The organism is Actinoplanes sp. NPDC048791, assembly GCF_040650095.1.
GTDB lineage: Bacteria > Actinomycetota > Actinomycetes > Mycobacteriales > Micromonosporaceae > Actinoplanes.
Map to the genome: position 1 here is coordinate 1 of NZ_JBEZGQ010000688.1, position 4,619 is coordinate 4,619.

Sequence of the window (4,619 nt, forward strand, 5' to 3'; positions counted from 1 at the left end):
GGGCCACCAGCTCCTCGAACGCGAACGGCTTGGGCAGGTAGTCGTCGGCGCCGAGCTGCAGTCCTTCGACCCGGTCGGCCACGGTGACGCTGGCCGTGAGCATCAGCACCCGGGTCAGCGCCCCGGAGGCGACCAGGGCGGCGCAGATCTCGTCACCGTGCATGCCGGGCAGGTCCCGGTCCAGCACGACGACGTCGTAGCGCGTCACGTACGCCATCTCGTGCCCGGTCAGTCCGTCGTACGCGACGTCGACCGCCATCCCCTTGCGGCGCAGCCCCCGGGCGATCGCGTCACAGAGGTTCCGCTCGTCTTCCACCACCAGCACGCGCACCCGGGGCCCTCCGCGTTCGAAAAATGTGGATCCACCGCACAGCCTTGCCGCCGGCCCGTAAAGAGGCCGTGAGTGCAGGCTACCGGGCAGTTACTACTCGGTCAGGGGCCAGATTGCGACGGCGGCGTCGATGCGGCGGCAGACGAGCACGTCGGTCGTGGCCTGGCAGTCGCCGGAGACGGTGGTGGCCGTGCCGAGCACCCGTACGGTGAGCCGCGCCGGGTCCAGCAGCGCGTAGAAGACGATGTCGTCGCCGATGCGCTGCCGCAGCCCCACCACGGTCCCGTCGGCCCGGGGTGGCCCGGCGGCCCGCCAGGCGCCGAAGTCGCCGTGCACGGCACCGGTGCCCGGCTCGACCACCGCCAGCGGGTAGCTGCCTTCCAGCCCTTCGTTGCCGCTGACCAGCAGATACGTCCCGGCCTCGGCGGCGGTCGTCCAGCGTTTCTCGGTCCAGCGCAGCCGGCCGGTGCCGGGGTCGAGGGCCTGGACCCCGCCGCGGTATCCGAAGACGCAGATGGCGTCGAGGCAGTCCTGCACCCAGCGCCCGGACAGCTCGACGGTGCTGTGCCAGCGCGGGACGAGCCCGGCCAGGGTGTACGCGGTGATTCCGCCGAGCCCGCCGATGAGGACCAGGTCGCCGGTGGGCCACACGGTGATGCCGCGCCGGGACCAGCCGGACGGCGCGGCGGCGTCGCCCTCGGTGACCAGGGTGCCGGTCGTGGTGTCGCGGACCTCGATGTGCCCGTCCGTGGTCGCCGTGATGAGCCGGTGCGGGAAGCCGTCGGCGAGGGCGGCCGGGGTCGTGTAGCCCTGGGACGGCTGCTCGAAGGACCAGCGGGTGCGTCCGGTGACCAGGTCGAGGCCGAACCAGTGCAGGTCGCCGTACTGGGGACTGTTCTCCCGCAGCAGCACGAGGTGGTCCGGCACCGAGACGCTCAGCAGCCGGGCCGGGGCCCGCCAGAGCGCCCGGTCGGTGCCGGCCGTCAGCGCCACCGTCGCCTCGGCGCCGACGGTGTCGACCTGGTATGACACCAGCACCGTCGACCCCACCGAGGTGACCTGGAAGATCGCCCCGGTGACGGCGACCGTGGTCCGCGACTGCAGCTCCCCGGCCGGCAGCGCGTACGTGCTGACGATCTTGTGCTGGATCGCGGGGTCGTTGGTCTCGGGGCCGGCGCTGACGACGTAGAGGCGGTCCTGTTCGACGAACATGTTGTCGCCGAGGCGGGCCGGCACGATGACCGGTCCGACGGGGGCCGCACGGGCCGCCGCGCCGCCCAGGACGACCAGCAGGACGGTGGACAGGGCAGCCAGCGCGGCCCGGAAGCGGTGCGGCCGGTGGCGGGACGCCACGGTCTCGCTCGGCAGCGTGCCGTGCTGCTCGCCGAGGTCGATCAGGACGTCGCCCACGCCGTCATTGTGCGCCCGGCAACCGGTTTCCGCGTGGGTCAGGCGCGGAAGGCCCACACCTCGACCCGGTCCCCCACCCGGCAGGCGACAACTCCGGGGACGGCCTGGCACTGCACGGTCATGTCGGGCAGGCGGCCCAGCAGCTGAACCTCGGTGGCGCCCGGCCGGAGCAGACCGAAGGCGGTGGTCCGGTCCCTGTTCAGGTGGCTCAGCAGGAAGGCGCCGCCGGCCTGTACCGGGAACTGGTACTGCCACGGGGAGAGGTCGATCAGCGGCCGGCCGGTGCCGGCGTCGGCGGTCCGCACCGGGGTGGTCATCCCCTGCAGTTCGAGCACCGCGTCGGGGCCGAACGCGATCAGGTCCGTGTCGGCGATCCGCCAGCGGTCGGCACCGGTACGCGGGTCCAGCACGACCAGTTCCTCGACCTTGCTGACACAGAGCAGCCCCGAGCAGACGCTGGAGTTGCCCGCCGGGTCCGGCCTGTTCTGCCGCCAGAGCTCTGCCAAGGTGTCCAGCGCGTACGCGATCACCGGCCCGCCCGTGCCGAAGGAGCCGTAGTGCACCAGCACCGTGTTCCCGACGACCTCGCCCGCCTCGGCCCGTACGCCGTCGAGCAGGGGCACGGGCCGCTCCCGCAGCACCTCACCGGTCGCCGGGGAGATCAGGCTCAGCTTGTCGGAGGAGAGCACCACCACGCCGTTGCCCGGGTCGGCCGTCCAGGCGGTGAAGACCGAGCCCGGGAAACTGAGCGTCCACCGCCGGGTCCCGGTGCCGAGGTCGAGGCCGCGCAGCTCCGTACGCCGCGCCGGCTCGGTGTGCAGGGATCCGCTGTTGGTGCCGTAGAGCTGGCCGGGGTCGCCGGACGCCGGGTCGTACTCGGTGCCGGGGCGGAAGATCTCCTCCTCCACGTACGCGACCGTGTCGCTGACCGGCTGCACGGCCACCGGCGACGTCCACCGCACGGCTCCGGTGCGGGCGTCGAGCACGGTGACGCTGCGCCCGGCGCGCACCACGGTGATGTCGGGTGTCGCCTCGGCCACGAAGAACGGGTCCTCGTTCGTGCTGCTCCGGTAGCTCCAGAGCCGGCGCAGCGGCTGGGCCTGCCAGGCGGTGAGCGTCCGCGGCTGGGCGTCGAGATCCATCGCGTACAGGATGCCGTCGATCAGCTGGTAATCGCCGCTGGCCGGGACCGGCACCGCGCCGACGCGCTGCCAGATCGTGGCGGCCGGCGGAGCCGCGCCGGCAAGCGCGAACAGGAGCAGGGCAGCCAGGGCGAGACCGGCCCGGCGGTAGAAGTACGCGGGCGGTGGCGTGGCCGGAGCGGGCGGAGCCGGGGTCTCGGGGCTCAGCTCGATCAGCGCCACGCTCACTCCTTCCGCCGGTAGGCCCACACCACCAGTTCACCGGTCGACTCCCGGCAGACGAGCCGGTCGGGCACGGACTGGCAGTCGCCGGTGCCGGCCGGCAGATCGGCCAGCAGCTCCGGTCGCGCGTCACCGGGGGCGGCGACCGCGACCATGGTACGGCTTCCCGAGTCGACCAGCCTGGTCACGAGCAGGTGGTCGCCGCCGCCGGGGCCGGAGACCAGCCGCCAGCCGTGCAGGTCGACCAGCACCTGCCCGGTCGCCGGATCGATCATGCCGACCGGGTCCGTCTCCCCGGCCGGTGTCCCGTACGCGATGACCGCCGCACCCCGCTGCTCGATGCTGCGCCAGCCGGGCTGGAACCAGCGCTGGAGGCCGCCGCCGGGCTCGACGGCGCGGACCCCGTCCGGCCCGGTGAGGCAGATGAGCGTTCCGCAGGGGCTGACCCCGAACGCGTACCCGGCGGGCCGGCTCCAGCGCTGGTGCAGCGTCACCGGGTCGAAGGCGGTGACCATCCGGCCGGTGGGGGTGGGGTGTCGCAGCACCAGCAGCCCGCCCGCGACGCTGGGGTTGTCGGGGCCGTAGTCGGCGGGCGGCAGCTCGGCGCTGGTGAGCAGGCGACCGTTGTCGAGGTCGTGCACGGCGGCGGTGCGGTTGTCGTGCATGAGCAGCATCCGTGGCCCGCTGTCGTCCGGCCCCGGCACGCCCATCAGCACGGCTGTCGAAGGGACGGTCACCTGCCAGCGGGTCGTACCGGTGGCGGGCCCGATCGCGTCCACCGGACCCTGCACCCGGCGCCCGGAGCCGGAGCTGCGTACGCCGGAGACCGCGAGCAGGGCGCTGGAGCCGGGGATGGTGACGACGTTGCCGGAGCGCCGCCACTGGGCAGCGCCGGTCCGCAGCGAGACAGCCGTGGTGCCCGGGTCACCTTGATTGCCCGACCAGGGCCGCATCAGCACCAGATCGGCGCCGGTGCGCAGCCGGTACGTCGGCGACGCGGAACCGGCCTGCCAGTTGAGCCGCCCGTCACCCAGGTCGTACGAGCTGAGCGTCCCGTAGGTCTGCGCGAGCAGGTCCCCCCGGTCGGTCAGGGTGTACGGATCCGCCGGGCCGAACGGCAGCGTCAGCACGGCCGTCAACGCCGGTGGTGGCGGCGCCGCCGAGGCCGCTGACGACAGCAGCACGATGACCGCCAGCAGCACCGGGGCGAACCAGTCCGGCGTGGTGGAGCGAGCCGGCCGCGCGTACTCCTCCGGCTCGCCCCGGGCCAGGCCGAGATCGATGATTACCGTATTGCCGCCGAATGTCTCCGCCGCCATGCCCCAAAGGTAACGGGCAGATAACGAAACGGATCGTTGACCTTCAGCGGCCGGGCGCTCAGCGCTGCGGCTGGTGCTCCGCGGCCGGGTCCTCGAGCTGCGAGACCCACTCGGTCACGTCGCGGGCGATGTCCTGCGCCGTGAGGCCCAGCGCGGCGAGGATCTCGGCGCGGGTGCCGTGCGGGTGGAAGCCGG

The 4,619-nt window shown here is 73.3% G+C and carries 4 protein-coding genes; all 4 read right to left on the reverse strand.

Features of this window, described 5'->3' with window-relative positions; genetic code table 11:
• Window positions 1–331, reverse strand: a 331-nt coding sequence (locus AB0C29_RS34560) for a response regulator (RefSeq protein ID WP_360829342.1), incomplete at its 3' end; no start/stop codon positions are given.
• A 93-nt stretch (window positions 332–424) separates the two neighbouring features.
• Window positions 425–1,741 (reverse strand): hypothetical protein, encoded by a 1,317-nt coding sequence (locus AB0C29_RS34565; protein ID WP_360829345.1) that lies wholly within the window; start codon window positions 1,739–1,741, stop codon window positions 425–427.
• Window positions 1,742–1,779: 38 nt separating this feature from the next.
• Entirely contained in the window at window positions 1,780–3,105 is a 1,326-nt protein-coding gene (locus AB0C29_RS34570) for a PQQ-binding-like beta-propeller repeat protein (RefSeq protein ID WP_360829348.1), read from the reverse strand.
• Window positions 3,106–3,107: 2 nt separating this feature from the next.
• The gene (locus tag AB0C29_RS34575; RefSeq protein ID WP_360829351.1) at window positions 3,108–4,424 is read right to left on the reverse strand and encodes a PQQ-binding-like beta-propeller repeat protein; all 1,317 of its coding nucleotides are present in this window, start codon (window positions 4,422–4,424) and stop codon (window positions 3,108–3,110) included.
• Between the last annotated feature and the right edge of the window lie 195 nt (window positions 4,425–4,619).

Excerpts from the sequence above, each read along its gene's own strand:
- AB0C29_RS34575 (WP_360829351.1), bottom strand. The coding sequence starts at position 4,424 with ATGGCGGCGGAGACATTCGGCGGCAATACGGTAATCATCGATCTCGGC.